This window comes from Cohnella xylanilytica, assembly GCF_014212175.1.
Classification (GTDB): Bacteria; Bacillota; Bacilli; order Paenibacillales; family Paenibacillaceae; genus Cohnella; species Cohnella xylanilytica.
This window is the reverse complement of the sequence record NZ_JACJVR010000026.1, coordinates 1-26,596: the sequence shown is the minus strand read 5'-3', so window position 1 is coordinate 26,596 and position 26,596 is coordinate 1. Positions and strand designations below refer to the sequence as shown.

General features: G+C 63.5%; 24 protein-coding genes and 1 pseudogene. 7 read left to right on the top strand and 18 right to left on the bottom strand.

What is annotated here, in order from left to right:
- The 3 genes and pseudogenes from H7B90_RS33335 to H7B90_RS07790 form a co-directional block, all read right to left on the bottom strand.
- Positions 1-561, bottom strand: a pseudogene (locus tag H7B90_RS33335) (hypothetical protein); the annotation flags it as partial.
- 101 nt (positions 562-662) lie between these two features.
- Positions 663-1,736 (bottom strand): peptide chain release factor 1, encoded by a 1,074-nt coding sequence (gene prfA, locus H7B90_RS07795; protein ID WP_185135292.1) that lies wholly within the window; start codon positions 1,734-1,736, stop codon positions 663-665.
- 44 nt (positions 1,737-1,780) lie between these two features.
- The gene (locus H7B90_RS07790; RefSeq protein ID WP_185135291.1) at positions 1,781-2,674 is read right to left on the bottom strand and encodes a DMT family transporter; all 894 of its coding nucleotides are present in this window, start codon (positions 2,672-2,674) and stop codon (positions 1,781-1,783) included.
- A 141-nt stretch (positions 2,675-2,815) separates the two neighbouring features.
- Between H7B90_RS07790 and H7B90_RS07785 the strand changes: the two genes are divergently transcribed.
- Positions 2,816-3,688 (top strand): LysR family transcriptional regulator, encoded by an 873-nt coding sequence (locus H7B90_RS07785; RefSeq protein WP_185135290.1) that lies wholly within the window; start codon positions 2,816-2,818, stop codon positions 3,686-3,688.
- A 19-nt stretch (positions 3,689-3,707) separates the two neighbouring features.
- Here the strand turns inward: H7B90_RS07785 and H7B90_RS32530 are convergent, their stop codons facing one another.
- Positions 3,708-3,833 carry a WCX domain-containing protein gene (locus tag H7B90_RS32530; protein ID WP_221481959.1) on the bottom strand — a complete coding sequence of 42 codons (126 nt, stop codon included), beginning with the start codon at positions 3,831-3,833 and terminating at the stop codon, positions 3,708-3,710.
- 136 nt (positions 3,834-3,969) lie between these two features.
- Positions 3,970-5,994 (bottom strand): YhgE/Pip domain-containing protein, encoded by a 2,025-nt coding sequence (locus H7B90_RS07780; protein ID WP_185135289.1) that lies wholly within the window; start codon positions 5,992-5,994, stop codon positions 3,970-3,972.
- Between the two features lie 298 nt (positions 5,995-6,292).
- Here H7B90_RS07780 and H7B90_RS07775 point away from each other — a divergent pair, with 298 nt between their 5' ends.
- Complete coding sequence (locus tag H7B90_RS07775) at positions 6,293-6,733, top strand: MarR family winged helix-turn-helix transcriptional regulator (protein WP_246578574.1); 441 nt, start codon at positions 6,293-6,295, stop codon at positions 6,731-6,733.
- A gap of 60 nt (positions 6,734-6,793) precedes the next feature.
- On the opposite strand, the gene H7B90_RS07770 is transcribed toward H7B90_RS07775, so the two are convergent.
- The 7 genes from H7B90_RS07770 to ychF form a co-directional block, all read right to left on the bottom strand.
- Positions 6,794-8,473, bottom strand: a complete 1,680-nt coding sequence (locus H7B90_RS07770) for an extracellular solute-binding protein (protein ID WP_185135288.1) — start codon at positions 8,471-8,473, stop codon at positions 6,794-6,796.
- Positions 8,470-9,867, bottom strand: a complete 1,398-nt coding sequence (locus tag H7B90_RS07765) for a response regulator (RefSeq protein WP_185135287.1) — start codon at positions 9,865-9,867, stop codon at positions 8,470-8,472. Before H7B90_RS07765 ends, H7B90_RS07770 begins: the two co-directional genes overlap by 4 nt.
- A complete protein-coding gene (locus tag H7B90_RS07760; RefSeq protein WP_185135286.1) occupies positions 9,842-11,608 on the bottom strand; it encodes a cache domain-containing sensor histidine kinase in 1,767 nt (588 codons plus the stop codon). Before H7B90_RS07760 ends, H7B90_RS07765 begins: the two co-directional genes overlap by 26 nt.
- 178 nt (positions 11,609-11,786) lie before the next feature.
- Positions 11,787-13,571, bottom strand: coding sequence for an extracellular solute-binding protein (locus tag H7B90_RS07755; RefSeq protein ID WP_246578575.1), 1,785 nt, complete (start codon positions 13,569-13,571; stop codon positions 11,787-11,789).
- 166 nt (positions 13,572-13,737) lie between these two features.
- Positions 13,738-14,634 carry a carbohydrate ABC transporter permease gene (locus H7B90_RS07750; protein ID WP_185135285.1) on the bottom strand — a complete coding sequence of 299 codons (897 nt, stop codon included), beginning with the start codon at positions 14,632-14,634 and terminating at the stop codon, positions 13,738-13,740.
- 18 nt (positions 14,635-14,652) lie between these two features.
- The gene (locus tag H7B90_RS07745; protein ID WP_185135284.1) at positions 14,653-15,603 is read right to left on the bottom strand and encodes an ABC transporter permease; all 951 of its coding nucleotides are present in this window, start codon (positions 15,601-15,603) and stop codon (positions 14,653-14,655) included.
- A gap of 360 nt (positions 15,604-15,963) precedes the next feature.
- On the bottom strand, positions 15,964-17,064 hold the full coding sequence (gene ychF, locus H7B90_RS07740; protein WP_185135283.1) for a redox-regulated ATPase YchF: 1,101 nt from the start codon (positions 17,062-17,064) through the stop codon (positions 15,964-15,966).
- A gap of 234 nt (positions 17,065-17,298) precedes the next feature.
- Between ychF and H7B90_RS07735 the strand changes: the two genes are divergently transcribed.
- Complete coding sequence (locus H7B90_RS07735) at positions 17,299-17,442, top strand: hypothetical protein (protein WP_185135282.1); 144 nt, start codon at positions 17,299-17,301, stop codon at positions 17,440-17,442.
- A gap of 101 nt (positions 17,443-17,543) precedes the next feature.
- On the opposite strand, the gene H7B90_RS07730 is transcribed toward H7B90_RS07735, so the two are convergent.
- The gene (locus H7B90_RS07730; RefSeq protein ID WP_185135281.1) at positions 17,544-18,788 is read right to left on the bottom strand and encodes a molybdopterin-dependent oxidoreductase; all 1,245 of its coding nucleotides are present in this window, start codon (positions 18,786-18,788) and stop codon (positions 17,544-17,546) included.
- 254 nt (positions 18,789-19,042) lie between these two features.
- On the opposite strand from H7B90_RS07730, the gene H7B90_RS07725 reads away from it, so the two are divergent.
- Together H7B90_RS07725 and H7B90_RS07720 are read left to right on the top strand one after the other, a co-directional pair.
- Positions 19,043-19,774, top strand: a complete 732-nt coding sequence (locus H7B90_RS07725) for a hypothetical protein (protein ID WP_185135280.1) — start codon at positions 19,043-19,045, stop codon at positions 19,772-19,774.
- Between the two features lie 174 nt (positions 19,775-19,948).
- Positions 19,949-21,592: a histidine kinase N-terminal 7TM domain-containing diguanylate cyclase gene (locus H7B90_RS07720; protein ID WP_185135279.1), complete on the top strand. Its 1,644-nt coding sequence runs from the start codon at positions 19,949-19,951 to the stop codon at positions 21,590-21,592.
- Positions 21,593-21,835: 243 nt separating this feature from the next.
- Here H7B90_RS07720 and trxA read toward each other — a convergent pair whose 3' ends face one another.
- The 3 genes from trxA to H7B90_RS07705 form a co-directional block, all read right to left on the bottom strand.
- Positions 21,836-22,150, bottom strand: coding sequence for a thioredoxin (trxA, locus tag H7B90_RS07715; protein ID WP_185135278.1), 315 nt, complete (start codon positions 22,148-22,150; stop codon positions 21,836-21,838).
- Positions 22,151-22,253: 103 nt separating this feature from the next.
- The gene (locus H7B90_RS07710) at positions 22,254-22,679 is read right to left on the bottom strand and encodes an RrF2 family transcriptional regulator (RefSeq protein ID WP_185135277.1); all 426 of its coding nucleotides are present in this window, start codon (positions 22,677-22,679) and stop codon (positions 22,254-22,256) included.
- Positions 22,680-22,741: 62 nt separating this feature from the next.
- On the bottom strand, positions 22,742-23,569 hold the full coding sequence (locus tag H7B90_RS07705) for an aldo/keto reductase (RefSeq protein WP_185135276.1): 828 nt from the start codon (positions 23,567-23,569) through the stop codon (positions 22,742-22,744).
- A gap of 129 nt (positions 23,570-23,698) precedes the next feature.
- Between H7B90_RS07705 and H7B90_RS07700 the strand changes: the two genes are divergently transcribed.
- Positions 23,699-24,349 carry a DsbA family oxidoreductase gene (locus tag H7B90_RS07700; RefSeq protein WP_246578576.1) on the top strand — a complete coding sequence of 217 codons (651 nt, stop codon included), beginning with the start codon at positions 23,699-23,701 and terminating at the stop codon, positions 24,347-24,349.
- A gap of 95 nt (positions 24,350-24,444) precedes the next feature.
- On the opposite strand, the gene H7B90_RS07695 is transcribed toward H7B90_RS07700, so the two are convergent.
- Positions 24,445-24,612: a hypothetical protein gene (locus H7B90_RS07695; RefSeq protein ID WP_185135275.1), complete on the bottom strand. Its 168-nt coding sequence runs from the start codon at positions 24,610-24,612 to the stop codon at positions 24,445-24,447.
- A gap of 46 nt (positions 24,613-24,658) precedes the next feature.
- Positions 24,659-25,558 carry a LysR family transcriptional regulator gene (locus tag H7B90_RS07690; protein WP_185135274.1) on the bottom strand — a complete coding sequence of 300 codons (900 nt, stop codon included), beginning with the start codon at positions 25,556-25,558 and terminating at the stop codon, positions 24,659-24,661.
- Between the two features lie 137 nt (positions 25,559-25,695).
- On the opposite strand from H7B90_RS07690, the gene H7B90_RS07685 reads away from it, so the two are divergent.
- Positions 25,696-26,596 (top strand): putative sulfate exporter family transporter (locus H7B90_RS07685; RefSeq protein ID WP_185135273.1); only part of this gene is annotated, 901 nt, incomplete at its 3' end.

The window sequence follows — 26,596 nt, the reverse complement described above, 5'->3', positions numbered from 1 at the left end:
GCCGATGTCGAGCGCCGTCAGCGCCGCGCCTTCGCCGCCCAGCTCGCCGGCGGCGGCCAGCACCGCTTCCGCGAGCAGCTCCGTCTCCGGCCGCGGGATCAGCACGCCCGGCCGCACGCGGAACCAGCGGCCGTAGAACGACTGCCCGCCGACGATATACTGCGCCGGTTCGCCCGCGGCCTTCCGCGCGAGCAGCGCGTCCCACTCGGCGCGTCGCCCCTCGGGGAACGGCTCGCGCCAATCGCGCAGCAGCTCGGCCTTGCCGACGCCGAGCAAGTGCAGAAGCAGCAGCTCGGCGTTCGCGTCTTCCTCGCCGACCCCCGCCGCCCGCAAACAAGCCGCCGCCGCCCGCCACGTCTCGCCGATCGTCCTCGCCTTTTCCCCCGTCGAATGCGCCGCCGCTTTTCCCGAACCGAACCCGCCCTCTCCCGAATCGTCCCCGGCTGCTCCGGCAAGCTCCTTCGCCGCTCTCGGTCGGCCCTCGGCCTCTGCGGAGCTTACCCGCGCCTCTCCGCCCTTCTTCCCGATCTCCCGTTCTTCCCGCTTCGCTCTCTCGTCCACCGCCCGATTCCCCTCTCATGCAAAAAACGACGGCCGCCCCTAGCAGAAGGGTTGACCGCCGCTTGCCGTCCTATTCTTGCCTTCTCATCTGCCGGGCCGGCTTACGCCATGCCCTCGCGCTCCAGCAGCTCCGTCTGCTCGGCGAGCGACAGCGCCTGGACGATCTCGTCCATGTCGCCGCTCAGCACCGCGTCGAGCTTGTGCAGCGTCAAGCCGATGCGATGGTCCGTCACCCGGCTCTGCGGGAAGTTGTACGTGCGGATCCGCTCGCTGCGGTCGCCCGTGCCGACCTTCTCCTTGCGCTCGCCGGCGTACTTCGCTTCCTCTTCCTGGATCTTCATGTCCATGATCCGGGTCCGCAGCACCTGCAGCGCCTTCGCCTTGTTGTCGTTCTGGCTCTTGCCGTCCTGGCAGGTGGCGACGATGCCGGTCGGGATGTGGGTGACGCGCACGGCGGACTTCGTCGTGTTGACGGACTGGCCGCCCGCCCCGCTCGAGCAGAACGTGTCGACGCGGATGTCCTTGTCGAGAATCTCGATGTCGACTTCCTCCGCCTCCGGCATGACGACGACCGTCGAAGTCGACGTGTGGATGCGCCCGCCCGATTCGGTCTCCGGAACGCGCTGCACCCGGTGCGCGCCGCTCTCGTACTTCAGCTTGCTGTAGGCGCCTTGGCCGTTGATCGTGAAGATCACTTCCTTGAAGCCGCCCAGGTCGCTCACGCTCGCCTCGAGCAGCTCCGTGCGCCAGCCCTGGCTGTCCGCGTACTTGGCGTACATCCGGTACAGCTCCGCGGCGAACAGGTTCGCCTCTTCCCCGCCGGCGGCCCCGCGGATCTCGACGATGACGTTCTTGTCGTCGTTCGGGTCCTTCGGCAGCAGCAGGACGCGAATGCGCTCCTCGAGCTCCTTCTGGCGCTCGGTCAGCTCCTCGAGCTCCATCTTGACCATGTCGCGCATCTCGTCGTCGAGCTTCTCCTCGAGCATCGCCTTCGCGCCGTCGAGCTGCTCCGTGACCGACTTATATTCCAAATAAGCCTGATAGGCTTCGTTAAGGTCCGATTGCTCCTTGGCGTACGTGCGCAGCCGGGCGGAGTCGTTCACGACGTCCGGGTCGCACAGCAGTTCGCTTAGCTTCTCATATCGGTCCGCCAACACTTGAAGACGGTCCAGCACTTCCCTCAGCCTCCAGTTGAATCGAGATATAATAAAGTATTATATCATACTCCGGCGACTTTGGGGGCGCGTTCGGGACGTTCGGGGCGCGGCTTCGCCTGCCAGTTCACCAGGAAGATTCCGGCGCAGATCAAAGCCCCTCCCGCTCCCACGTACCAGTGCAGCGACTCCCCGACGAGCGCCCAGCCTCCGAGCACCCCGAAGAACGGAGCCAGGAACAGGAACGCGCTCGTGCGCGCCGGATCGCTGTTCCGAAGCAGGTAGAACCAGACCGTGAACTGCACGATCGAATTGACGGCGATCAGCCACAGCAGCGCCGCGACCGACGTCCCGTTCAGCGCCAGATGCGGATGCTCCGACGCGAAGCTGAGAATCAGCAGGACGACGCCCCCGGACAGCATCTGGTACGCGGACATGACGGCGTTGTCGAAGGTCGGCCCCCACTTGCGGACCAGCAGCGTCGCGGTCGCGAAGATCAGCGCGCCGAGCAGGCCGATGAACGTCCCGGGCGAGACGCGGAACTCCGTGCCGAAGGTGACGACGACTCCGAGCAGGCCGACGGCGACGCCAAGCCACTGCCTTCCGCCGTACCTCGCTCCGGCGAACAGCGTCCCGAGCACGATGACGAACAGCGGGTTGACGAACGTCAGGATCGCCGATTCCCCCGACGTGATCCAATTCATGCTGTAATAGGCGCAGCCCATCACGCCCGCCGAATTGAGCGCTCCGATCAAGGCGACCTGGCCCCATTGCCGGAGGCCGCGAGGCTGCCGCCGCTTCGCCGTGAAGGCGGCCATAAGGGCGCCCGCGATCAGGAAGCGGACGGCCATGAGCAGGAAGGGGCTGGCATGATTCATGCCGATCCGCCCGACCGGGAAAGCGAGGCCGCTGATCAGCGTCATGAGCAGCACGAGAGAGGCATACTTCGTTCGATTCATATAGGTGGTTCCTCCATTCGCTGTCTGGTATACGTATTGTAATTCGGCTTTGGTTTCAGATAAAATAATTAAAAAGAATACTTGTGTTCACATTTTCTGATACCAAGAACGAAGAACGCAGAGGAACGGAGGAGATTCGTGATGGAGAGCGGAGATTTGAAGGTGTTCCAGGCGGTCGCCGAGGAAGGCTCGATTACCCGGGCCGCCGCCAGGCTGAATTACGTCCAGTCCAACGTGACCGCGCGCGTCCAGCAGCTCGAGACGGAGCTTCGGACGGTGTTGTTCCATCGGCACAACCGGGGGATGACGCTGACCTCCAGCGGGAAGTCGCTGCTCGATTACGCGAACCGGATTCTCGGCTTGCTGGAGGAGGCGTCCAAGGCCGTCACCTCCGCGACGGAGCCTCGCGGCCCGCTGACGATCGGCTCGTCGCAGACATGCGCCGCGGTCAGGCTGCCGAAGCTGCTGGCGAAGTACCACCGGCAGTATCCCGACGTGGCGATCACCCTCACGACGGATTACATGACCCCGATGGCCGACAAGATTTTGCGCTACGAGGTCGACGGCGCCTTCATCTCGGGACCGATAGACCACGAGGAGCTGACGGCGATTCCCGCGTTCGAGGAAGAGAACGTGCTCGTGTCCGAGCCCGGCCTCGCCGACTTGGCCGACGCTCCGAACAAGCCGATTCTCGTCTTCGCGGGAAGCTGCTATTACCGGAGCGTGCTGGAGAGATGGCTGAAGGCGAACGCGTGGAAGAAGCCCCAGATCATGGAGTTCGGAACGCTGGAGGCGATTATTGGAGGGGTAGCGGCGGGGCTCGGGATTACGCTGCTCCCGCGGGCGGTCGTCGCCAAGCGCGCGGAAGAGGGAGCGCTTCGCATTCACGAGTTCCCCGAGGCGGAACGTCGGCTCGTGACCCGGTTCGTCATGAGAAAGGACGCCTTCGTCAGCCGTCCGCTTCAGCTGTTCGTCGACGAGCTGGCGAGCATGCGGGAGCCCGCTCCCGTCTGAGAAGGCCCTAGTCTTCGCGCTATTGCGCGCCGGCGTTCTCCCCGGCCGAATCATTGCGGGCGATCCGCTCCCCCATCTCGCGGATTCGATCCGCCACGTAGGCCGGCGCCAGCACCGTGACGTCCGGCCCGCAGCTTAGAATCATGCCGTACATCGAAGCCCGTAGGCGAGCGTTTGCGGCCTCGTCGGCTGAATGACGTTGAAGCCGAACCGCTCAACTCGGCAAGCGCAAAAAAAAAGGCAATCCGCCCGGGTTCCCGGGTTCGGATTGCCTTGTTGTCTTAATGCGCGCGGGCTCCCGCCGACGCCGGCGGGTACAGCTTGCCGGAACGCGCCTGCAGCACGACCCGGACCAGCAGAACCGCCGCGAAGCCGGCGATGTAGAGCGCCAGGACGCCGACTTCCCGCCAGAACAGCTCCCAGTTGGCGGTCGAGATCACCGCGTGGAAGCCTCTCAGCGCGTACGTCATCGGCAGGCAGCGGCCGACGGCCTGGATCCATTCGGGGGACAGCTCGAACGGGAACGTCCCTCCGCTGGACGCCAGCTGGGTGACGACCAGGAAGACGCCGAGCAGCTTGCCGAACGTGCCGAGCAGGGCGACCAGCATCATGAGCAGCGTCATGAAGACCATCGACACGATCAGGCTGTACAGCAGCATAAGCGGCACGTTCGCCGGCTCGATGCCGAACGCGAACAGAAGCAGAAGGTTCACGATGACCGTCTGGACGAGGCCGATGCCCCAATAGAGGCCGAGCTTGCTGAGGGCGAACTTCCATCCGCTCACTTGCGGGCTCGCCGGGAACTTGAACGGCACGATGTTGAAAGCCATGAGGCTGCCGACGAGCAGGCCGAGCGTCAGGAAGTACGGCGCCGAGCCCGTTCCGTAGGTCGGCACTTCGTTCAGCGGCTGCTCCGCGATTTGAACCGGCTGCGCGAACATGTCCAGCATCTTGTCGCTGGCGTTCGCGCCTCCCGCCGATTCGGCGGCGGCGTCCAGCAGCTTGTCGCTAAGCTCCTTCGAGCCGTTCACGAGGCCGACGAAGCCTTGGGCCAGCTGCTCCGCCCCGGTATCGAGGCGGCCGGAGCCGTCGGCCAAGGAGCGCAGGCCCGCGCCGAACCGGCCGAAGCCCTCGTTCCAGGCGCCGAGCCCGGCGGCGAAGCCGCTCAGGCCGGAGCTCAGCTTCGCGCCGCCTTCGGCGCCGGCGGCCAGCGCGGCCGATTCGGCCTTCAGCCCTTCGGTCAGCTTCGCGTGTCCGGCGGTCAAGCTGTCGGCGGACCCGGACAACGCGGCGGCCGACTCCCGAACCGCTTCGTTCGACGCGACGACCTTCTCGCTCTGCTTCATGAGGGCCGCGAACGATTCGTCCGCCGCCAGGTCGGGATGCGCATCGGCGTACCGCTTCACTAGCTCCGCCAGGCTCTTCGCTTCGTCCGACGCGGCGGCCGCGCTCTTCCGTCCGTCCTGAAGCCCGGCCGCCAGCTTGGCCAGGTCCGCTTCCATTCCGGAGCTGCCTTCCGTCAGCCGCTTATGCTCCGAGCTAAGCTTGCCGAGTCCGCCTGCCAAGGACGCCGCTCCCTGACGAAGCCGCGAGGAGCTGCCGACGAGCGAATCCATTCCGGAGGTCAGAGGCGACAGGCCTTCCTCCAGCTTGTAGGCGCCGTTCTTCAGCGTGCCGATGCCCTCCTGCAGCTTGGCGGCCCCGTCCCGGGCGCTCGCCGCGCCTTCGGACAGCCTGGAAGCCCCTTCCCCGGCGGAGGCGAAGCCGTCGGAGAGTTTTCGGATGCTTTTCAACACCGTCTCCGTATACGTCTTCGTAATCTTCCGGCTGACCTCCTCCTTCAGCTCCTTGACGGCGGTGCCGCCGATCTGCCCGGATACGTAGTTGTTGCCGGGATTCGTCCGATAGATCAGCCGCGCCGGCTTCGGTTCATTGTCGTTCAGCGACGCGACGTTCGCGGAGAAGTCCTCCGGGATGACGATGCTCAGATAATAGCGTCCTTCCTTCAGCCCGTCCTCCGCCTCTTCGGGTCCGACGAAGCGGAAGTCGAGGCTCCCGCTCTTCTTCAGCTCGCCTACCATATCCCGGCCGATCTGTAGCCGCTGTCCCGACGCGTCGGCCCCCCGGTCCAGATTGACGACCGCCACCGGAAGCTTGTCCAGCTTCGCGTACGGATTCCAGTAGCCGGACAGGAACATTCCCGCGTACAGCACGGGGATGAACAGCAGAATCGCCACGGCGGCACGCAGCTGCTTATGTCCCAAGATCGCCTTCCAGTCGTGCATGAACAAACTTCTTCTGCGCACTTCGTTAAAGCCCCCTTCTCCGTGTTCCGTATCTCAGGCGCATCGGGCCGGTATTCTCGCGATTCATTGTACGATACAACTTAAACATTGTATAATGCAACTATCGGACCGTCAATAGCTGGCGTACGTCATCGGCTCTGTGAGAGTCAGCAGCTTGTAGGAGTAGTAGGCGTCAGCAGTTTGCGAAAGTCAACAGCTTGCGAACGTCGGCAGCTTGCGGTCGCTTGCAACGCCAATGGGCGAACGATAAGCTTAGGAAGACATAATCAGCCGGACCGGAAGGAGATCGTGAAGAGAAGTGGACCAGGACCCGTTCGACGCCATCGAGATCGAGATCGCCGTCTTCATGCGCCGCGCCGAAGCGGTCAGGCTCGCGGGCATGACCGGCGAAGACCTGGACCGGTCGGCCTATCTGCTGCTTCGCTACCTGGAAGCCAAAGGGCCGGTCGGCATCAAGTCGCTCGCCGACGAGCTGCAGCTCGACATCTCCACCGCGAGCCGGCAGATCGCGGCGCTGGAGGCCAAAGGCTACGTGGAGCGGGCCGCGGATCCCCGCGACGCGCGCGTCAGCCTGCTGCGCGTCGCGGACGCGGTGCCCGCCATGCTCGCGGAAGCGCGGGCGAACCGGAAGCGGTTCTACGCCAAGCTGCTGGAGGAGTGGCCGGAAGAGGAGAGCCGGAAGCTGGGCGAGCTGCTCGGCCGCTTCAACCGGACCGTCGAGCAGCGGCGGAAGCGCTAAAGACGATAGCGAGCTCGCGACTGGCCGCCGGCCCGCCGGTCGGCCACGCGGGCGCCCTCCTCATTCGCCCGCGGCTTCCGCCGACGGCCGCGTCCGCAGCGACGATGCCGCTTCCGCCGTAATCTGGCTGCCTCCCTCGCGGTACCACTTCTGCACGAAGGCGTCGAACGCGTCGACGGGCAATCCTCCCGTGACGATCTTCGCGTACGTCTCCTGCTCAAGCGTCTGCAGCTGCTCCCACTTCAGCGCCATCGTCGGCGTCGGATCGACGTACAGGCTCTCCACCTTCTTCATCGGCGTCTTGCTCGCCTCTCCGCCCAGCAGATAAGCCTGCGAGCTGCTCCAGGCGTCCATGTTCTTGCGGGGCGATTCGCGTTCGCTGACGGCATCCTCGTACAGCCGCTTCGTCTCGGGATCGAGCTGCTCCGGATCGATCTTCCCGTCCAGCGCCTGCACGAGCCGGTCGTGCCGGGTCTCCACCGCGTCCGGGCGGTCGAGCAGCAGGTCGAACGGATAGTAGTTCCGCAGCTGCGTGCCCAGCTGCTCGGTCGCTTCCAGAAGCGCGTCCGAGTTCGGATCGCGGCTCCGCTCCATGCGGGTGAAGGCGTTGAGCAGCTTCAGGGCGGCTTCCGGATGGGCGTAGCCCTTGCGGACGACCAGGTAGCGGTCGGTCGCCGGCGCGTCGGTCGTCACGAACCGCCCTTGGGCGTCGAGCGGCGCCGCGTATACGCGCCATTCCGCCTTCGTGTCGGAGGAGATGGACTTCGACAGCGGAAAATAAGGCGCCCACCACGGGCCGAAAAACAGCCCCGCCTCGTTCGCCGACACCAGGTCCTGCGAATCCTGCCTCAGCATGAACTGCGGGTCGATGATCCCGTCGCGGTACCACTCGGCCAGCAGCGCCAGAGCCTGCTTCGCTTCCGGCTGGACGGACCCGTACACCGGCTGCCCCTTGGAGCCCTTGATCCAGCGCTTCGGGAACGCCCCGAACGCGGCGAAGACGCCGTTCAGGCCGTTGTTGCCCATCTTCTCGGCGTACACGAGAGAACGGTCGACGGGGATGCCCGCCGTATCCTTCTGCCCGTTGCCGTCCAGATCGGCATCGCGGAATGCCCTTACGATAGCGGCGATATCGTCCAGATCCTTCGGGGCCGGCAGTCCGAGCCGGTCGAGCCAATCCTGGCGCACCCACACGTAGACCGGGGAATCCGCTTCGATGGCGATGTTGGGGAAGCCGTACAGCTTCCCGTCCACCGACGCTTCCTGGAGCGCCTTGCCCTTCGTCGCGTCGTACAGGGAGGAGACGAGCTGCGAAGCGTACTTGCCGTAGACGTCCGACAAGTCCTCCAGCTGCCCGCTCTTCGCCAGCTCCAGGAATTGGGCCCGGTTGACGACGAACGCGTCCGGCAAGTCCCCGCTGCGGATCGACAGATCGATCTTGGAAGCGTACTGGACGTCGTTCGGGGCCTCCCAGACGTACCGGATGGCGATGCCCGTCTGCTCCGTCAAATAACGGGTGACGAAGTTGTTCTCGCTCGTGTCTCCTTCGGGGAGCTGGATATCCGAGAACTGGTGCGGGATGCGCAGGACGACCGGCGTCTCGTACTTCTCGTAGGCGAGCCGGTCGGCCGCGTTCCCGCCGGAGACGGATTCGCCGGAGCCCTTGCAGGCGCTTAGCGTCATCAACAAGGCGAGCCACGCGGCGGCCGCCCGCGCGAATCCCCTTCTCCCATGCCTCACCTGGACCCTTCCCCCCCTGCGCCGAGCGACTTGCGGTACTCCGTCGGCAAGATCCCCATCTTCTCCCGGTAGACCCGGCTGAAGTACTTCTCATCCTCGAACCCGACGCGGTTCGCAATCTCGCGGACGGACAACTCGGTGCGGCCGAGCAGCTCGCGGGCCCGTTCGATCCGCATCTTCCGCAGCGCGTCCCCGAACTGCTCGCCGCCGGCGAACCTCTTGAAGCATTGGCTGAAGTAGCTGCGGCTCATGCCGACGCGGCGGGCCACGTCGTCCTGGTTCAGCTCCCGCCCCATCTGCTCCTTCATGTACAGCACGGCGCGGACGAGAGAGGCGAACACCTCGCGGGAGAGCGACAGCTCCGCCATGCGCTGCTGGACGAGCAGAGCGGCCTTCGACATCGCGTTCTTGAGCGGCTTCCAGTGACGCCATTCGGGGATCTCCCGCGCGAACGCCTCGTTCTCCGTCTCCCAGCCCAGCAGGCCCGACCATTCCGCGGCCGTCTCCGTCAGGAAGCGGCGAAGCCGCTGCGGAGGAATCCGCCACTCCTCGATCCGTTCGATGAACTGCTTCCAATCCTCGGTGAAAATAAGCCATCTCAGCTGCTTCCAAGACTCGAACGCCGCGTCCAGCTCCGCCTCGGAGGGAGAATTCTTCCTCTTCAGCTCCTCCAGCTCCAGCGCGTCCGGAACGTCCGCCGGATCCCGGTAGAACAAGTACGACGCAAGCTCCGAGCCGATAAGCGCTTCCGCTTCCGACTGCGGCATGTCCGACGCCGACGTGACCCGGACCGGCTGCCACTCGGCGGTTACGTAAGCGGGCAGGTCCCGAATCCATTCCGACCCCGCGCGTCCCGGCATCGGCGCCAGCCACAACCCCTGCTCGAGCGGCCGAATCGTCTGGGACGGAGGCAGCGCCTCCGACAGCAGGTCCGGCCGGGCTCCCGGCTTCAGGGGGCAGAACGCCGCCCCGAACCGGAACGCCTTCGCCGGCGGGGCCGACGCGCCCCGCGTCTCCCAGGCGTAGCGCTTGACGATCCGGTGCATCGTCTCGTCGACGTTGTTCTTGTTCAGCAGGGTCTTCACGATATAGTCGATCGCGCCGAGGCGCAGCGCCTCCTGCACGTAGTCGAACTCGTGGTGGCAGGTCAGGATGACCGCCTTCGTCCAAGGATGCCTCTCCCGGGCCTGCTCGATCAGCTCGAAGCCGGACATGCCGGGCATGCTGATATCGACGAACATCAGGTCCACCCGATCGCTGCCGAGCGCCTCCAGCGCGGATAAGCCGTCCTTGGCCTCCCCGGCGATCTCGATCCCGTAGGAAGACCAATTCGCCAGCGAGATGAATCCTTGGCGAACCCGCTTCTCGTCATCGACTACCAAAGCTTTGATCATCCCGTCTCACCTCGTTCAGCGTCGTCGGTATATCCACCGTCAGAACCGTGCCTCGTCCCGGCGCGCTCCGGATCCGCAGCAACTCCCCGCTTCCGTAGAAGCTGACGAGCAGCCTCTTCACGTAGCGCAGGCCGATGCCCATCCCCCGGCGCGGCCGCTCCCCGTCCTCGTCGAACAAGCGGCGGATCGTCTCCTCGTCCATTCCCGGGCCGTTGTCGGCCACCTGCAGCCGAAGGCCGTCCGGCTCCGTCCGCGTAACGGTCACGACGATCTCCCCGTCCTCCTCGCTCTTGCCGTGGTAGATCGCGTTCTCGACCAGCGGCTGCAGCAGGAAGCGCGGAATGGCGAAGTTCTCCGCCGCCGGGTCCACCTCCATGCGGAAGCGCAGCTCGTCCTCGTACCGGTAGCGCTGCAGTTCGAGATAATGCCCGAGCGCCTCGATCTCTTCGCGCACGGTGACGATCAGGCTCTTTTTTCCCATATTGTATTGCAGCACCTTGACCAGGAGAGTGACGATCGTGTCGATCTCCTCCTGGCCGTTCGCCCGCGCGACCCACTGCACCGTATTGAGCGTATTGTGCAGAAAATGCGGATTGATCTGGCTCAGAAGCTTCTCGGTCTCGAGCTGGTACTTCATCCGCTCGTTGTCCCCGATCTCCGCGATCAGGTCGTTGACCGTCGTCTTCATCACCTGGAAGTTGCCCAGAAGCTGGTCGAACTCCTCGACGTTCATCATCTGCACGGGCGCTTCCCGGTCGCCGGTCATCCGCACGATCTCGCGGTTCACCTTGCGGATCGAGCCGTACACCTTGCGCCAGATCAGCATCGCCAGCACGATCGCGAAGCCGAACGCGCCGACGAACAGGATCGCCATCCGCCGCAGCCAGATGTCGATCTCCTTGTTGAAAGCGCTTTTACTAACGGCGGTTACCAGCTTCCATCCCTGCGGACTGTCGTACCCGAACAAGTAGTAGCCGTGATACGGCTCCAGGCTGGCGCGCTCGTCCGAGCGGGCCATCTCCCACGGAAGCGAAGCGGGGTCGATCGGAGGAGTCCCTTCGTCGGCGAACAGCGTCTTCCCGTCCTGGCCGATCAGGTAATGGGACACCTTCATGCCGTACAAGGCGTCGTTCATAATCCGGCCGAACAGATTCGAGTTGGTCTCCAGATAAATATAGACGGCCCGATCCTGGTCCGTCCGCACGACCCTGACCGATGAGAACACGGTATTGTCGCTATCCTTGAACTGGGTCCGGTGCGGGCCGAAGTAGGACGCGCCCCGGTATTGAACGAACGGAGGCAGCCCCTCGATGCCGAACTGCGGCGACACGGTCAGATTGGTGAACAGAACCGGCTCCGGCGCGTCGGGCATGTAGTAGACGGTCAGCCCCAGGTTCGGGTTCGTGAAGTTGACGACGTTCATGCTCTCCTCGATATCCTTCTTGATGACCGCCTTGTCGTACGTCCGGTCCGTCGTCAAATATCGGTTCATCAGATCGGCGATATGGCCGTCGAGGGCGAATTGCTTCGAGACGAAGTCGAGCACGTTGAACACGTTCTCGAGCCCCGTCGCCTCCTGCTTCAGGCTGGCGTCGATGCCGCTGCGGATCTTGTTGGTCAGGATCGAATGAAGGGACGAGTACGTGTAGACCGAGAACAGGATGGGCGGGAACAGGCAGGCGATCAGCAGGTAGACGACCAGCGTCCGCCTCAAGGTTCCGGACTTGAACGGATGCGGCATTCGGAAAAATCGCAGCGGAAACAGCGGTTGCCCCCCTCTCGGCCAAGCCGGCTCAATCTTGTCTAGGCCTTATTGTAGCAAGGATAAGGCCCGTTAGGAATACAGAAAGGTATGGGAAGGGCCCGGCGGCCCTTCTCATACCCGTGTCTGCTCGAAGCTTCGTTCTTATCGCTTGGGCTTATTGCTTGCGGTATTCGAACACTTTCTGATTCTGCTCTTTGTTCCAGTTCAGCACGTCTTCGTAGCCGAGCCCTTTGGCCTTGTCGATCATCTCTTGCTTCAGCTTGTCGAATTCGGCCTGGTCCTTGGCGAAGATCATCTTCCAGGAGTATTGCTTGATGACTTGCGCCACCTGGCTCTGCTTCTGGGACAGCTCGTCGCTGATGACTTCCGGCGCCGTTCCCGTGAAGATCTGCTTGTTGACCGCGAGCAGGTTGTTCTTCTCGAGATACTCCTTCGCCGTCGTCGCTCCGCCCATCGCCGCGCGCCAAGCCTCTTCGAGCTTGTTCGGGGCCTTGGCCAGATAAGACGTCCACAGGTCGTACTGGTACGGATCGCCGGTCAGCGGATTCGTCGCCGTCAGCTTAAGCGTCGTGTTGTTGATTTGGTTCTGGCCGTCCTTCCACGTGCCGCCGCCGAATTCTTCCGGTACCGGCGTCGGGTTCGACGGGAACGCCTGCTCGCCGAATTCGGTCAGCTCGTACTTGCCGTCCGCGCCCTTCTTCCAGGCGAGGCCTTCCGGACCGTAGTTGGCCACGGTGACGCCTTCCGGGCTGTACATCCAGTCGAGGAATTCCAGAATCCGCTCCGGATGCTTCGCCTTCGATCCGATCGCCCAGACGCGGTTGCCGCCGTACGGGTTGAAGCCGTAAGAGAACGTGCGCTCTTCCTTGAACGGAACGAGAGCGAAGCCTTTGCCTTGCGCGAGGCGTTCCGGCGTGTTGTACGTGTTCATCCACGGGAACCAGGTGAACAGCAGCTGGCCGTCCGTCATCTTGTTGACGACGTCGTCGAACGTCTGCGTCAGGGAGTCCGGGTCGACCAGGCCCATCTGGTTGGCGTCGTAATAGAACTTCAAGGCCCGCAGGTAGTAGCCGTCTTCGTCCAGCACGCCTTGAATCTCGTCCTTGTCGGCGGAGATCAGCGTGAAGCCGCCGTTGTTGAAGCCGTCGGTCTCGTCGAAGCCGTGCAGGCCCGCCCACGCCTTCGCGTTCATCATCATGTTGCCGTCCCAGTCCTTCCACATCGAGAAGGCGTAGGTCGGACGGCCGGAATCGCTCTTCGGCTCGAGCTCCTGCATCTTCTTCAGCACCGGCAGGTAATCTTCCATCTTGGTGATGGTCGGGCTGCCGGCCTTCTGGTACAGGTCGAAGCGCAGGTTCGGGTGGTACGTCAGGTCTCTGGCTTCGGACGGTCCTTCCTTGTCTTCGCCGACGTCGAAGCCGATGCCGTACACCTTGGAGCCGCCGCCGAAGTTGACCTTGTTCTTCTCGATCGCCTTCGGCGCGTATTGGAGAATGTTCTTGCCGTACGTGTCCAGCAGGCCGTTCTCCGTCCAATCGAGCAGCATGCCGGTCTTGATGGCGTCCTGGTACTTCTGGCCGTCGTCGCCGAACACGACGAGGTCGCCCAAGTCGCCGGAGGACATCATGGCGGAGAACTTGACGTCGCCGCCGCCCTCCAGGTTGGAGGAGATGATGTTCAGCTTCAGATTGAATTTGTCCTTGACGACTTTGGCGAACCAGCCCTGCTGCTCTCCGGAGAAGTTGGACAGCATGGAGAAGACGTCGATCGTCAGTTCTTCGCGGCTCGGCGAAGCGGAACCGGACGCTCCGGCGGAGGCGCCGGAGGAAGCCGACGGGGACGCTCCGTTGCCGTTGTTATTCGAGGAACAAGCCGCAAGGCTCAGCGCGAGCAGGGCGGCGGTGGACGCCATTCCCGCTTTTCTAAACTTCTTGTTCAATGGATATGCCTCCCTTTCATCTCTTTCGTGAAGAAGCCCAACCCCGTAAATCTGCCATTCGCGAATCGACAAGCGCGGCGTTCCCGCGCGCCCCCGATCACCTCCTTATAGCCGTTATAGCCGCCATGGAAGCGGTCTCGGAATCTTCCGGAAGGAGAGGGCCGGATTAGCCCTTGACGGCGCCGATCATGATCCCTTTGACGAAGTAACGCTGGAAGAACGGGTAGACGAGCATAATCGGAATGACGACGATCATCGAGACGGTCGTGCGAACCGAGGTGGCCGTCTGCATCTTGGACAGATCGATGTTGGCCGTTCCGCCGCCGCTTCGGATGATGGCCGCGAGAGAGTTCGATTCGTTCAGATACTTGTACAGCACGAACTGAAGCGTGTAATAGGTCTGGTCGGTCATCAGGAACACCGTGTCGATGAACGAGTTCCATTGCGTAACGGCGGCGAAGATGGCGATGGTGGCCGCGATCGGCTTGATGAGCGGCAGGATGATCTTCCAGAAGATCGTCATCGTGCCGGCTCCGTCCATCTCCGCGGATTCCTGAAGCACCTCCGGGATCGACTCGACGAACGTCTTGACGAGAATGATATAGAACGGAGAGACGATCATCGGCAAAATGTAAGCCAGGAAGTTGTTCGTCATGTGCAGCTTCATCATGACGACGTACCAAGGGATAATCCCCGCGTTGAAGTACATCGTGATGACGAGGAACCGGTACCAGAAGCTCCGGGCCCACATCTTCTTCTTCGTGAAGAGGAAGCCGAGGAACGCCGAGCAGAGCACGGTCGCCGCCGTTCCGATGACGGTCCGCGCCACGGAGACGAACGCCGCTTGGGACAGGCCTTTGAGCTTCAGAATCTGCATGTAGTTCTCGAAGTGAATCTCTCTGGGATACCAAGTGATGAGTCCCCGCGCGCTCAAGTCGTTGCTGCTGATCGTGTTGATGAACAGGTAGTAGAACGGGAACACGCAGAGGAACGTGAACAGGGCGAAGAACGCGTAGTTCAACGTCGTGAACGAGATGTCGCCGAAGCTGCGGCGAGTTCGCATATGCGTCACCTCTCCTTGTTAGATGATGGACTCGCCTCGAATGAGCTTGGAGAGCTTGTTGGCGAACAGCAGAAGGCCGATGCTGATGAGAGACTTGAGCATGCTGACGGCCGTCGCGAACGAGAAGTTCGTTCCCAGCATGCCGGCGTTGTAGACGTAGAGGTCGAGAACCTCGATATGGTCCTTGTTGATCGGATTCTGGAAGACGAAGTACTGCTCCATGCCGTTGTTGATGAAGTTGGCGATCTGAAGCATCAAGAGCACGAAATACGTCGGCATGATGCCCGGCACGGTGATGTTCCAGATCGTGCGGAACCTTCCGGCCCCGTCCACCTTGGCCGCGTCGTACAGCTCCTGGTCGATCGACGTGATCGCCGCGATGTACATGATCGCTCCCCAGCCGAGACCCTTCCACGTGTTCCACAGAATCATCGAGAGCCAGGTATGGTTGTCGGAGGCCAGGTAGTTGATGCCCCGCTCCTGCAGCCCCAAGCCGATCATGATCTTGTTGATGAGGCCGTTGTCCACGTTGAACAGCGCGAACGCGATGGCGTAGACGAGCACCCAGCTGATGAAGTTCGGCAGCGTCGTCAGAATCTGAACCATCTTCTTGAACCGCATGGCCTTGATCTCGCTAAGGAAGATGGCGAAGGCGACCGGCAGCACCGAGGTGAGGATGCCGAGCGAGCTCATCGCGAGCGTGTTCCTCATGACCCGTCCCACTTCCGCGGCCTGGGTCGGGTTCGAGAAGATCGCGCGGAACCATTGCAGGCCGACGAACGGCGTGTCGCTCAGCTTAAATCCCGGCCGGTAGTTATAGAGAGAATAAATCCATCCGTACAAGGGCAGGTAGCTGAACAAGAAGACGAGAACGAGGAACGGAAGCGCATACAAAAACAACCGGTATCGTTCGGAGAATAATCCCCCGCTCTTGGCGGGTTTGAGTGACGTTTGGGTGACCGGCTCCATGAGACCCCTCCTGCTTCGGAACGCCCGCGTTATCGCTTTCGGCAACCGCTTACAAACGGCACGCGCGCAACCGGCTTTTGTCATTTGTCGTATCTCTATTGTATAGAGTTATCGATAACAGCGAGATATAAAACGGTTTCATTTTCGCCAATTCCGTCGCGTAACGGAAAACGTTTTTCTACCTTCGCAAAACAAAATTATAACCCTCGGGGTTCGAAAGGGAATGAATGGAAGGCTTTTGTTCGGAGAATGAGGCGGTGTTTCCGATAACTCTCGAATGAATCGTTGGTCGTCCGGAGGCAACAAAAAGGCCCCCGTCCTGCGCGTTCGCGGAGGATGGAGGCCGATTCGTTCTACGGTTCAGACGTTGAAGCGGAAGTGCATGACGTCGCCGTCGGCGACGACGTAATCCTTGCCTTCGAGGCGGAGCTGCCCCTTCTCGCGGGCGGCCGCCATGGACCCCGCGGCGACGAGGTCGTCGTACGACACGACTTCGGCGCGGATGAAGCCGCGTTCGAAGTCGGAGTGGATGACGCCGGCCGCCTGCGGAGCCTTCGTGCCTTTGCGGATCGTCCAGGCGCGGACTTCCTGCACGCCGGCCGTGAAGTACGTGTACAGGCCGAGCAGCTTGTAAGCGGCGCGAATGAGGCGGTTCAGACCGGACTCGCTAAGGCCGAGCTCCTCGAGGAACATCTCCTTGTCCTCGCCCTCCAGCTCGGCGATCTCGGACTCCACCTTCGCGCTGATCGGCACGACCTCGGAGCCTTCCGCCGCGGCGTATTGGCGAACGCGCTCGACGTACGGATTCGCGTCGGCGTTCGCCGCTTCGCTCTCGTGGACGTTGGCCGCGTACAGCACCGGCTTGATCGTCAGCAGATGCAAGTCGCGGACGAGCAGCTTGTCCTCGTCGGACAGCTCGACGCTGCGAGCCGGCTTCTCTTCGAGCAGGGCGGCGTGAATCCGCTCCAGCACTTCGAGCTCCTGGGCGTACTTCTTGTCGCCGCCCTTCATATTCTTGCGCGTGCGGTCGATGCGCTTCTCGACGGAATCGATGTCCGCCAGAATGAGCTCGAGGTTGATGACCTCGATGTCGTTGATCGGGTCGATCTTGCCCGAGACGTGGGTAATATTCTCGTCGACGAAGCAGCGCACGACGTGCACGATGGCGTCGACTTCGCGAATGTTGGCGAGGAACTTGTTGCCCAAGCCTTCGCCGCGGCTCGCGCCCTTCACCAAGCCGGCGATGTCGACGAATTCGAACGCGGTCGGCACGATGCGGTTCGGCGTGACGATATCGGCCAGCTTCTGCAGCCGCAAGTCCGGAACTTCGACGACGCCGACGTTCGGGTCGATCGTGCAGAACGGGTAGTTGGCCGATTCGGCTCCCGCTTGCGTAATAGCGTTAAACAGAGTCGACTTGCCTACGTTGGGCAGGCCGACGATACCACAAGACAGCGGCATGCGCGGACACTCCTGACTGGGCGCGATCCCTTCCGGACAGCCTGGGCCGTCGCGGCCGTCGCGCCTGCGAATTCTCTGGTCATTATACCGGAATTGGCGCGGCCTCGTCTACTCGCAGCGGATAAGGGACGTCCCGCGGGAGAACAATGAGGGAGGCGGCCCTGCTAGGCGCGGCGGTTATAGCGGCCGCGAGCGCAGACTCCTATGCCGCCGATCGAAGGAGGGAACGTTGCAATGGAGAACAAGAAGCATCGCGGCAATTATAAAGGAACGACGAACATGAACGTCCGCAATCAGGACATGGCCTTCGTCAACGATACGCTCGAGAACACCAAGTCGGTCGCCCCCGTTCCGCAGAAGAAGAAAGAGACGGACTGAGCAGTCAGGGGCTTCCGTTCGGCGGAAGCCCTTCGCGCGCCGCACGATGCAGAGCAGCGCGGTTACCCTCCTGCGCGTCTCCCCTGTGATTCGCCATCCGCTCACACCCAAGCGTCGTTGTCGTACCCCCGGGCTTCCCAGTAGCCGGTATGCGGACGGTCGATCAGCTCGATCCTCTCCAGCCACTTGACCGACTTGTACGCGTACATCTTCGGCACGATGAGCCGCACCGGGCCGCCGTAGTCGCGATGGATCGGCTTGCCGTCGTGCAGGACGGCGACGAGGACGTCGTCCATGTTCGCCTGGTCGAGCGACAGGGCGTCGGTATATTCGCCGTCTCCCGAATAGAACTTGACGTACTTGGCCTCCGGCTTGACCCCCGCTTCCCGCAGCAGCCTCGCCAAGGGGATGCCTTCCCACGTATTCTTGTATACCGACCATCCTGTCACGCAATGGAAGTCGCCGACCTGGACCACTCGCTCGAGCTTCAGGAATTGCTCCCAATTCCAGCGGCCGGGCTTGTCGACCAGCCCGTCGAGCGTAAACGTCCAGCTCCCCGAATCGAACGTCGGCAGAGGCGTGACGGTGTACACGCGGAACCGCCCTTGCGCGCCGCCGCCGATGACCCGGACGGAATCCGGCAGCGGCTCCGGCGCGGGCAGCATCCGGTTCGGGTCCGCGCCGCCCGCCATGCCGCCCGGCCCGCCCGTTCCGACGAACGAGCGGCCCAGCCACCGGAAGAACGACGGCGCTACCGCCGCGGTCAAGGCGATGCCGACCGACCATTGGATGAACTGCTTCCGGCTCATCCACGGCTGCGGGGAGGCGGCGGGATGAAGCCCGCCAGTTCCGTCCGGGGAAGCGGGCTCGGCGGCATCGGGACGAACCGCCCGCTTCTCCGGCTTCTTCGCCCACCGCATCCGCGTCACGGAATGGTATACGAGGTAGGGCAGCCCTCCCCAAGTGAGCAAGTCGTGAACGACCAGCGCGTTGTTCGACCAGCGGGGCGGCAGATGGCGGAACTGCCAGAGTATTATGCCCGACAGCAGCCAGCCTGCGAGCAGAGCGAAGACGAAGACCAGGTTGCCTCGCTGCCGGGGCCGGTTCCGCAGCTGCTTCAAGTGCTTGCGGGCTAGCGGCGCGTAGAGAACGAGCAGAATGGCCGTGACGAGACCGAGGTAAATGTGAAGCTGCTTCACCCACGCCCGGCCTTCTCCGAGCCAGCCGCGCGCGGCCCCCCACGAGAGCAGCAAGCCGCTCGCGGCCAGCGCGACGACAAGCCATGCGTTCCAACGGTGCAGGTCGGCGAGCTGCTTGCCGAAGCCCGGCTTCTTGCGGTCGCCCATCCCTTCTCCTCCCCCCGCGCCTCTCCCGCGAATAACGGCGTTCGCGAGCCGTCCGACGCTCTCCATTGTCGCCCACATTATACCACAGGAAGATGAACGCCGGATGAACCGGCGTCGCCCGTCCGTTATTCGGCGCGCCCTGGGGACGATCGGCCTAAAAATGATTTCCAGCGGCCGTCGACCGGAACATCTGGCCCCGTTCTGCGTCTAAACAATACCGACACCAATCGCTAACGTTAATAGGAGGAATGAGTATGATGCGCAGATTGCTTCCGCTGCTCGCGGCGGTTCTTCTTGCGCTTCAATTGGGCGGATGCGGCGCCGGCGCCGGGAACGACTCGAATGCCGCGCCTTCGCCTTCGTCCAATACAGAAGCACCACTTGCAGCGTCTCCTAGCGGCTCGCCGACGGCCGCCCGTCCGGAGCCTTCGGCGTCCGAATCCCCGTCCGCTTCCGCGCCGGCCGAATCGGTTCGGCCCGAAGACCCGGAAGCCGCGCTGCTGAACGCCGCCAAGGAAGTCGTCGGCGCTCTGCGCGATCGCGACCTGAAGCGATTGGCGTCTTGGATCGATCCCGAGCTGGGCGTCCGGTTCTCGCCGTACGCCCATATGGACGAGAAGAACGACCTCGTGTTCAAGCCGGAGAAGCTGCCGACGTTCAAGGACGCCGAGGCGCTGACCTGGGGCTCGTACGACGGCTCCGGCGAACCGATCGAATTGACGTTCCGCGACTACTTCGAGAAGTTCGTGTACGACCAGGACTTCGCCGAGGCGCCCGACGTGACGGCGAACAAGCTGCTCGGCACGGGCAACACGCCGTTCAACGGCAAGGAGCTGTACCCCGGCTCGTCGTTCGTGGAGTTCCACTTCCCCGGGTTCGACGACAAGCTGGAAGGGCACGATTGGGAGAGTCTCGTTCTCGTGTTCGTCCCTTCCGGAGACCAATGGCGCCTCTGCGCCGTCGTTCATTCGCAATGGACGATCTAGACGAAGCCCAGACCGGCCGGAATTCGCTTCCGGCCGGTTTTCGTTTGGACGCCGCTTGCTTCCCGTGCCTATCGGCAACAAATTCGGCTCTTTTTCGACGAGAACCGTTCCTTGCGGCCTATCTCCTGTGGTACCATCTTCTTACTATTATGAGAAAACGGAGACAAATTGCCTATGGGTTCGCCGAACTCTCCCTATATCGCCATAGCCGCCCTCGCGGGCGTGCTCAACATCCTTCTCGCGATTTACGCCGGCGTGAAGAGATCCGATTTTCCCGGAGTGCGGACCTTCCTGTGGATCGCCGCGGCTTCCGCCGTCTACGCGCTCGGATACTCGTTCGAGCTGGCGGGCGACTCGCTGGAGGAGATCAAGTTCTGGGTGAACGTCGAATACGCCGGAATGCCGTTCATCCCGCCCCTGTGCCTCATCCTCGCCCTTCATTACGTCGGAGTCGGGAAGCTTCTCTCGCGGAAGGCGGCCGCCCTGCTGTTCCTCGTTCCGATCCTCACCCTGCTCGCCGTCACGACCAACGACGAATATCATTTCTTCTACGTCTCGATGTATCTGCGCGAGGATGCGCCCGCCCCCCTGGTCGATCTCGAGATCGGCCAATGGTATATCGTTCACGGCGTCTATACGGTCGCTTGCCTGCTGGGCGCCTCCTTCCTGTTGATCCGTCATTGGAAAAAAACGAAGAAGGCTTACCGCAAGCAGCTGCTCGCCTTCCTCTTCAGCCTCCTTCTGCCCTTCGCGGCCGCGTTCCTGTATCTGATGGGAGCGACGCCGAGCGGCATGGACCCGGTCCCTCCCTTGACCTGCGCGACGTCGCTGGCGATGGCATGGTCCATCTTCCGCAACGACGTGCTGACCGTCGTGCCGGTAGCCCGGGACACGATCTTCGACAGCATGCGAGACGGGGCTCTCGTGCTGGACATGGCGGACAGGCTCGTCGATTACAACCGGGCGGCCGCCGAGATGATCCCCTCCCTGGCCGCCTCCACGATCGGCATGCCGATCGGCCGCATCTGGCAGTCGGAGAAGGGAACCGAATTCCCGCTGCCGAGGAGGAGCCCCGAGGAGGAGCGGGCCAGCCGGACGGAGCAAGCGGAGGAGCCTGCGGAGCCGCTGGAGAGGCAGCTGGAGAGACAGCTGGAGTGGCCCGGACCGAACGGCGTCTCCTATTATCTGATCCGCTCCTCCCCCATCGTTCGCGACAACGGCAAGGAAGCCGGCCGCATTATCGTGCTGATCGACATTACGGAGCAGAGGAAGCTGCAGGAGCATCTGCGGCGGCTGGCGTACTTCGACGGGCTGACGAACATCTATAACCGCACCCACTTCATCCAGCTCGGCAAGCAGCGGCTCGAGGAGGCTCTGACCGAAGGCAGGCCGCTGTCTCTCATTCTGTTCGACATCGACCATTTCAAGAGCATCAACGACACGTACGGGCACGAGACGGGGGACGATGCGATCCGCCACGTGGTCGAGGTGTGCCGAAGCCGGCTCGGGCCGGAGGCGCTGTTCGGGCGGTACGGGGGCGAGGAATTCGTCGTCTGTCTGCCGTCCGAGGGCATCGGGGAGGCGGCCGCCTTGGCCGAGCGGCTGCGCCGGGCCGTCGCCGCCAGCCCGCTGGAGACGGCGGATGCGGCGATTCCCGTCACCGCAAGCTTCGGCGTGGCGGAGGCGACCCCCGCCGCGGGGACGATCAAGGCGCTGCTGCGCGAAGCGGACTTGGCGCTGTACCGGTCCAAGGCGAGCGGCCGCAACGCGGTCAGCTTGGCCGAGCCGCTCGGACGGGCGGCGGGAGCTGGGACGTGACGGGCGCGGGTGCCGTGCCGTGACGGGAGACGGGTGCCTTACCGCGTCGGGGGCAGGCGGCGGAAGCCGCGTGGCGACTCGCGGCAGGCGAGTGGGAGCGGCGGCGGAATCCGTGTAGCGACTCCCGGCCGGAGCTGTGCCGTGACTCGCGTCAGGCGGGGGGAGCGGCGGCGGAAGCGCAAAGAAGCGCCCGGGCCTGCGGATGCAGGCTTCGGGCGCTTCTCTATGCCGCTTGACTTAGGCTTAAGCCAGGTGGTTCTGGATCTTCGCTTTAAGCGAGTCCTTGCTTTGCAAGCCGACCAGCTTGTCGACCGGTTGGCCGTTCTTGAACAGGATCAGCGTCGGAATGCTCATAACGCCGAATTGGGAAGCCAGCTCCGGCTCTTCGTCCACGTTCACCTTGGCGATCGTGGCTTGGCCGGCCAGCTCGGAGGACAGCTCCTCGACGATCGGAAGCTGCATCTTGCAAGGTCCGCACCACGGAGCCCAGAAGTCGAGAAGGGATACGCCTTCGGCGACGGTCGCGTTGAAGTTGTCCTTGGTTACCGCTACTGCCATGATAATCCACTCCTTCGTTAAGTGTATAATTCGAAATCCATGCCTTATATGATGATCGGGTCCGGTAAAGACCCCGCTCCATCCAGAACCATTGTACCCCGGGCTAGGCGTTCTGACGCTCCTTGATCTGCGACAGCATCGAGCCGATCGTGATCTCCGAGAAGTAGCCCTCGAGCTTCCTCTCCGCCTCGCAGAACACCGAGTTCATGACGTCCTGCATGTTCGAGCCGACCATGCAATCCATGTCCGGGTTCCCGGAGCACCAGCTGGGGGCCAGAGACCCCGCCGCCATCGCCCGGTACACGTCCGCCAGCGTGATCCCGGACGGTTCCTTCGTCAGCTTGTAGCCGCCTCCGGAGCCTTCCCGCGTCGCGACGAATCCTTCCTTGCGCAGACAGCCGAGAACCTTGCGCACCCGCGCCGGGTGGGTGCAGACGTTCGCCGCGATCTCCTCGCTCGAAGCCATCCCCTCCGGGCGGTGAGCCAGAAGCACGAGACTATGGACGGCAATGATGAATTCGCTATTCACATCTCGTCGCCTCCCCGGTTCGTACTGTAATAATATCAATTACAGTTGCGGCTGTCAATCCCTCAGAAGTCCACGTTGTCGGGATCCGCTCCGAAGCGCCGCTCCTCGTTCAAGCCGTCGATCCGGTCCATGTCCTCTCTCGTGAGCTTGAAGTCGAACACGTCCGCGTTCTCGCGGATTCGCTCGGCATGCACCGACTTCGGGATCGTGACGACGCCGAGCTGCAGCTGCCACCGGATCAGAATCTGCGCGGGCGTCTTGCCGTATTGGACGGCCAGCTCCTGGATCAGCGGCACGTCGAGCCGGCCGTTCATCAGCGGACGCCAGCTCTCGAGCTGAATGCCTTCCCGCCGGCAGAATTCGAGCAGAGGCTTGCGGGTGAGCAGCGGGTGCATCTCCACCTGGTTGACCATCGGCTTGATGCGGCAGGAGCCCATCAAGTCCTCCAGGTGATGGATCAGGAAGTTGCTGACTCCGATCGCCTTGACCATGCCTTCTTCGTACAGCGTCTCGAGAGCGCGGTACGTGTCCTTGTACTTGCCCTTAACGGGCCAATGGACGAGGTACAGATCGGCATAATCGGTGCCTAGCCGCTTCAGGCTGCGGCGGAACGCTTCGATCGTCGAATCGTACCCTTGCTCGTTATTCCATACCTTCGTCGTGATGAACACTTGCTCCCGCGGGATGCCCGACGCCCGGACGGCCCGTCCGACGCTCTCCTCGTTCTCGTACAGGCTGGCCGTATCGATAGCCCGGTAGCCGGCCGCCAGCGCGGCCGCCACGGCGTTCTCCGTCTCGGCGCCTTCCTTCGATCTCCATACCCCGAGCCCGAGCCGGGGCATCCGGACGCCGTTCAGCAGCTCCGCGGTCGAATCGATGGCTAATCTCATAATGATTCTTCCCTTCTTCGGTTATTCGCATGTCCGCCATAATTATCGATTTTATCACTCGCGCCCGCGTTCCGCACATTGTGTCGGGGTTGCCCGTCTGTCATACTGAAGGGGACTATTCCCGACGAGGTGATTCGCTTGCATATCAGCGTCTATTCCGATATGGTCTGCCCCTGGTGCCGGATCGGCAAGAAGAATTTGTCGGACGCCATCGCGCAGTGGGGCGACAAGACCGGCGAAGAGGTTACCGTCAGCTATCACGCGTTCCTGCTCGATCCTTCCTTGCCCCCGGAGGGACTGCCCTTCAAGCAGACGATGGCGGCCAAAATGGGAGGAGAGCACCGTCTCGCCCCGATGCTGGACAGGGTCAAGGAAGCGGGCGCCGCGGTCGGCGTCGAGTTCCGCTGGGACCGCGTCACGCGGATGCCCAACACCGTGCTCGCTCATCGGATCACCGCCCTGCTGCCCGAGGACGCGCGCGAGAAGTGGGTGGAGGCCGTCATGGAAGCCCACTTCGAGTACGGCCGCGACATCGCCAAGCAGGAAGTGTTGATGGAGCTGGCGAACGACCTCGGCTTCGACGCGCACGGGCTGGCCGCGCGCCTCGCGGACGGGGAAGGCCAAGCCGAGGTGCAGGCGGACTTGGACAAGGCGCAGGGAATGGGCATCTCGGGCGTGCCCTTCTTCGTCATCGACAACAAATTCGGACTGTCGGGCGCCTACCCGGCTGCGGAGTTCGTCCGCGCGTTCGAGAAGATCGCCGAGCAGCGGCAGGGTTGAATCCGCGCGCGGGGACGGCAAGGACGGAGAGGGAGACGGCCGGGGGAGCGGCCGTCTCCTTTTTTTTTGCGCTATGGCGTCGCGCGGGATTCGCGCTAACGCGGCTTCTTCGGAATCTGCTTGATCATTCGGCCGTTCTGGTAAATCTGGATGGACAAGCCCTTCACTTTGCCGCGCGTCGTGAACAGAAGCAGAATCGCTTCCTCGCGCGATAACGGTACGTCAACGCGTTTGCCATTGTACGCGAGATAATACTTCCGCACGACGAACGCCTTTGATGGATATCGGATTCATGACGTTAGGCCGGGCTCACGTCTTCCCGACGATCTCCGCCGTAACCGAGCGGAGAAGGCTTGCGAACGCGTCCATCGTGCGTGTGCGAAGATCTCCCTTGCGGGTCAGCACCAGGAAGCTGCGGCGCACCGGCAAGCCGGGGACGTCGAGCAGCTTCAGGCTGCCGAGGCCCAGCTCCTTGCGCAGCGCCAGCCGGGATTGCAGCGTCACCCCGAGCCCCGCCTCGGCCGTCTCCTTGATCAGCTGCGTGCTCCCCAGCTCCAGCAGCCGGCGCGGCCGGATGCCCAGCGATTCGAACATGCGGTCCGTCGCGGCCCTCGTCCCCGAGCCCGGCTCGCGCACCATCCAGATCTCCTCCGCCAGCCGGTCCGGGGACACCGGCCTTGTCCCCGCCAGCGGGTGTTCCGCCCCCGCCGCAACGTACATCTCGTCTTCCGCGAGCTTCTCCGCCTCGAGCCCGCCCCCGATCTCCTCCCCTTCGACGATGCCGATGTCCAGCTCCCGAGACCGCAGCCGGTCGGCGATCTCCGCCGTGTTGCCGATGGCGATGGACGGCCGGACCGCCGGATATTCGGCGTTCAGCCGGGCGAGCACGGGAGGTAGCGCGTATTCCCCGAACGTGTAGCTCGCCCCGATGGAGAGCGGCCCTCCCGTCTGGCGCATCAGCTCGTCCAGCATCTCCCCCATCCTCCGGTACAGGCCGTTGATGTCTCTGGCATGGCGCAGCGCGATCTCTCCGGCTCTCGTGAGCGACACGGATTTGTTGTTCCTCTCCAGCAGCCGGACGCCGAGGGAATCCTCGAGAGCGCGGATCTGCTGGCTGACGGCGGGCTGGGTCATGTGCAGCCTCTCCGCCGCCCGCGAGAAGCTTCTCAGCTCCGCCACGGTCTCGAATACGTGCAATTGGGCGTCCATAAGCAGTACGTTCTCCTCCAACCCTCGTTCATAATGATTTGATTATAAAAAGGATAAGAACGATTGATTTTCCTTATCGTAATTTTAGCGTTATGCTGGGAGCACATCAACATTCGATTCGAAACGGAGGGGTTCCAATGAACGCAGCGACGACGCTTCCCGCCTCGGTTGCCGCCAAGCCGTCCGGCCGCGGCGGCGCGAAGGCCCGCGGATACGCGGGCGGTCTCGCGTTGGTCCTCATTCTCGCCCTGGCCGGCTGGCAGCTCGCCCGCCTGCCGGGACTCGCCCTCGCCGGGCCGATGGCGGGGACGCTGCTGGTCGCCGTCCTCTATCGCAATCTGCTCGGCTACCCGGAGGCGATGCGCCCCGGCATCGCCTTCGCGGGCACCCGCCTGCTGCGCGCCGCGATCGTGCTGTTCGGCCTCAAGCTGCCGATCGACGCCGTGCTGCAGCAGGGCTTGCCCTACCTCGCCCGCGCCGCCGGCACGCTGGCGTTCGCGCTCGCGGCCAGCGCGGTGCTGCGGCGCTGGCTGAAGGCCGACGTCGAGCTGACGCTTCTGCTCGCCGTCGGCACCGGCATTTGCGGCGCGGCCGCGATCGCCGCCGCCGCGGGGCCGCTCGGCGCCAAGGAGTCGAAGACGGCGCTCGGCGCGGGGTTGATCGCCGCGGTCGGCACCGCGTTCGCCGCGGCGTACGCCGTGCTGCGGCCGTGGCTGCCGATCGACGGCGCAGCGTACGGAGCTTGGGCGGGCTTGTCCCTTCACGAGATCGCCCACGTGGCCATGGCCGCCGCCGCCGGCGGACCGGATGCGCTGACGGACGGGATGCTCGCCAAGCTGAGCCGCGTGCTGCTGCTCGTGCCGCTCGTCTTCGGGCTCCAAGCGTTCGCGGCGCGCCGGGAGCTTCGCAAGGGTACGCCTGCCGGGAGCGGCGGCCCGGCCATGAACGACCCGGCTCGCCCGCGCGCGGCCGGCTTGGCCCGCCCTGCCCGCCGCGCCGGGCTGGGCCGGCTGCCGTGGTACCTGCTCGGCTTCCTGG

Coding starts and splice junctions, on each gene's coding strand:
- H7B90_RS07790 (WP_185135291.1), bottom strand. CDS start 2,674: ATGAATCGAACGAAGTATGCCTCTCTCGTGCTGCTCATGACGCTGATC.
- H7B90_RS07785 (WP_185135290.1), top strand. CDS start 2,816: ATGGAGAGCGGAGATTTGAAGGTGTTCCAGGCGGTCGCCGAGGAAGGC.
- H7B90_RS32530 (WP_221481959.1), bottom strand. CDS start 3,833: ATGATTCTAAGCTGCGGGCCGGACGTCACGGTGCTGGCGCCGGCCTAC.
- H7B90_RS07765 (WP_185135287.1), bottom strand. CDS start 9,867: ATGATCAAAGCTTTGGTAGTCGATGACGAGAAGCGGGTTCGCCAAGGA.
- H7B90_RS07760 (WP_185135286.1), bottom strand. CDS start 11,608: ATGCCGCATCCGTTCAAGTCCGGAACCTTGAGGCGGACGCTGGTCGTC.
- H7B90_RS07750 (WP_185135285.1), bottom strand. CDS start 14,634: ATGCGAACTCGCCGCAGCTTCGGCGACATCTCGTTCACGACGTTGAAC.
- H7B90_RS07745 (WP_185135284.1), bottom strand. CDS start 15,603: ATGGAGCCGGTCACCCAAACGTCACTCAAACCCGCCAAGAGCGGGGGA.
- ychF (WP_185135283.1), bottom strand. CDS start 17,064: ATGCCGCTGTCTTGTGGTATCGTCGGCCTGCCCAACGTAGGCAAGTCG.
- H7B90_RS07735 (WP_185135282.1), top strand. CDS start 17,299: ATGGAGAACAAGAAGCATCGCGGCAATTATAAAGGAACGACGAACATG.
- H7B90_RS07730 (WP_185135281.1), bottom strand. CDS start 18,788: ATGGGCGACCGCAAGAAGCCGGGCTTCGGCAAGCAGCTCGCCGACCTG.
- H7B90_RS07725 (WP_185135280.1), top strand. CDS start 19,043: ATGATGCGCAGATTGCTTCCGCTGCTCGCGGCGGTTCTTCTTGCGCTT.
- H7B90_RS07720 (WP_185135279.1), top strand. CDS start 19,949: ATGGGTTCGCCGAACTCTCCCTATATCGCCATAGCCGCCCTCGCGGGC.
- trxA (WP_185135278.1), bottom strand. CDS start 22,150: ATGGCAGTAGCGGTAACCAAGGACAACTTCAACGCGACCGTCGCCGAA.
- H7B90_RS07705 (WP_185135276.1), bottom strand. CDS start 23,569: ATGAGATTAGCCATCGATTCGACCGCGGAGCTGCTGAACGGCGTCCGG.
- H7B90_RS07690 (WP_185135274.1), bottom strand. CDS start 25,558: ATGGACGCCCAATTGCACGTATTCGAGACCGTGGCGGAGCTGAGAAGC.